The sequence below is a fragment of the Shewanella sp. AS1 genome (genome assembly GCF_021412565.1).
GTDB lineage: Bacteria > Pseudomonadota > Gammaproteobacteria > Enterobacterales > Shewanellaceae > Shewanella.
This window is the reverse complement of sequence record NZ_JAKCLJ010000044.1, coordinates 1-352: the sequence shown is the minus strand read 5'-3', so window position 1 is coordinate 352 and position 352 is coordinate 1. Positions and strand designations below refer to the sequence as shown.

Below are 352 nucleotides of genomic sequence, written 5' to 3'. Positions count from 1 at the left end.
TGTTCTTGTTAGAACAGTTGGCCTGTCTTTACGGCAGTGCTTGGCCAAAATCGTTCCATACGATTTTTGGCACTTCCACCATCCGTGGAGGTCGTTCTTTAAAAATTTGGAAAGCTGATAGTAATAACCGAGAGGTTATTGCGAAATAATTGAGTTCTCAAAACACACTTAAATCAAGTGCATTGAGTATTCTTTTGGCGAAAGTAGAAACCGTTAGTTGCAATGCGATTCAGATGAAACTCATTTGGGTTGTATGGTTAAGTGACTAAGCGTATACGGTGGATGCCTTGGCAGTCAGAGGCGATGAAGGACGTAGTAACTTGCGAAAAGCGTTGGCGAGCTAGTAACAAGC

General features: G+C 42.3%; 1 rRNA gene. It reads left to right on the top strand.

Annotated features, from left to right (window positions below):
* Positions 1 to 255 precede the first annotated feature (255 nt).
* Positions 256 to 352, top strand: a 23S ribosomal RNA gene (locus tag LZP69_RS15965); the annotation flags it as partial.